The sequence below is a fragment of the Streptomyces botrytidirepellens genome (assembly GCF_003721215.1).
GTDB lineage: Bacteria > Actinomycetota > Actinomycetes > Streptomycetales > Streptomycetaceae > Streptomyces > Streptomyces himastatinicus.
The window spans coordinates 1-1,628 of sequence record NZ_RIBZ01000467.1 but is presented as its reverse complement, the minus strand read 5'-3'; the positions used below and the strand labels follow the sequence as shown (position 1 = coordinate 1,628).

General features: G+C 72.0%; 2 protein-coding genes. Both read right to left on the bottom strand.

Annotated features, from left to right (window positions below; translation table 11 throughout):
- Nucleotides 1-129: 129 nt before the first annotated feature.
- Nucleotides 130-348 carry a hypothetical protein gene (locus tag EEJ42_RS50395; RefSeq protein WP_148082081.1) on the bottom strand — a complete coding sequence of 73 codons (219 nt, stop codon included), beginning with the start codon at nucleotides 346-348 and terminating at the stop codon, nucleotides 130-132.
- A 12-nt stretch (nucleotides 349-360) separates the two neighbouring features.
- On the bottom strand, nucleotides 361-1,506 hold the full coding sequence (locus tag EEJ42_RS31645; protein WP_123105306.1) for a hypothetical protein: 1,146 nt from the start codon (nucleotides 1,504-1,506) through the stop codon (nucleotides 361-363).
- Between the last annotated feature and the right edge of the window lie 122 nt (nucleotides 1,507-1,628).

The following is a 1,628-nucleotide window of genomic DNA, read 5'->3' as shown; positions in this document are numbered from 1 at the left end:
CAGTCGCTGTGTTCGTCGTGGTCCTGGACTTGGTCCCATTCGCCCTCGTGCCCGCTCAGGGTCTGCTCGATGTGGCCTTCGGCTTGCAGCGGCGGCCCCCGGGTTCCATGCCTCGGGGGCCGCGCGCGGTCAGTCGTGGATGCGGGCGAGTGCCGCGCGGTTCATCCGGGGGTGGTGCTGGCCGGGACCGGTCGGGCGGGGCGCGGGGCGCCCGTGCGCGCCGTAGAGGCCGGGGCGCCTGTGGTTGTAGTCGGTGGCGCGCAGCCATCGACGGCCGCCCACGGCGCGGCGGGTTCCGGCGGGGTGTCGTCGTAGGAGCCGGTGGCGGGCAGCGGTGATCGTGTGCATGGCGTGGCCCCGTTACTGCTCGCGTTCGGCGCGGCGGGCGGCCCGCTTGGCGTCGGTCTCGGCGAACAGGGCGCTGAGTGCCTTGATCGCTTCCGGTGCACTGTGGTGCGTGCTGTGCAGCTTCGTTGCGTTCGGACTGGTCCAGATGCGCCACCGTTGGCCGCCCATGAGCGGCTGCCACGACAGGGTAAGGAAGAGTCGGTTTTCGAGGCAGACGGTCCACCGGCCGCGCTGTGTGGGGTGTGCGGTCATCCCGGCCGGAAGCGCGGGGAGTTCCGGGGCTGGCCCGTACAGCGCTTCGCGGTAGGCGCGGTGCTCCCGGGTCATCACGAGGTCCACGCGTGCCATGGCGGGGGTAAGGGGCTCTTCCGGCAGGGCCTTGGACCACTGGGCCCACTGCTCGCGCTCGAATTCGCGACCGGTGTAGGGTGCCCACTTCGCATGGGGGGCGTAGTTGTAGCCGAGCTGGGCCAGGTGCCATCCGGCGGCGATCAGGAGACCTTGGGTCATCGCTCCATCGGTGAGGGTGTCCAGGTAGGTACCGGCGGGGTCGTGTTGGCGACCGGCCGCGCCCCGCTCGGTCAAGCGGATGGGTTCGCGGCACTCACGGCCGTCCTGGTCGTAGAGGCGCAGGGACGCGCCGCCACCTGCGAGGGGGTAGGCCAGGCGGATTTCCGCCGTGTGCGGGCGGGTGGCCTCCCACCCGGCGTGGGCCTGCCTCAGCCGCTCCTCGGTGGTCGGCGCCGTGTGGACGCCTGCCGCGCTGGGGGCGGCCAGGCGCCACGCCGCACCCCGCGCACGGGGCCTGCGATCCTGCGTTGCCGGTGCGGCGGTCTTCTCCCGTTCCTTGGCCACCGCGCCGACCGCGAACGCGACCGCGCCCTTACGGCTGGTGCTGTGGCTGCCGACCTGGCGCCGCTGCCCGCCGACTTCGCGTACCTGCCAGACCAGCATCCCGTGTGTGCTGATCTGATAGGCGGCGTAGGTGCCGGTTTCGAACCGGGTGGGTCCGATGGACTCGCTGGGCAGGGTGAACAGCCATCCGTCGACGCCGTAGTCGGGCCCTTCCGGGCGCTTGCTGTTTGTCGGGGTGTAGCGGGTGAAGTCGGGCGTGGTGTTGTCCATGTCGCGCAGGATGCTGCGGGCCGTGGTGTTCATCTGCCGAAAGTCCTCTCGGGATTGTCGGGGGCCGGTGTGCGTTCGTGACCGTTTCGGGTACGGGGTCGGGCCGGTGCCGGGCGGGGGCGCGGGGGTGCCGGACCGCCCCCTTCGGGGGGATG

Bases quoted from the DNA above. Each gene is read 5' to 3' on its own strand.
- EEJ42_RS50395 (WP_148082081.1), bottom strand. From the start codon at position 348: ATGCACACGATCACCGCTGCCCGCCACCGGCTCCTACGACGACACCCC.
- EEJ42_RS31645 (WP_123105306.1), bottom strand. From the start codon at position 1,506: ATGAACACCACGGCCCGCAGCATCCTGCGCGACATGGACAACACCACG.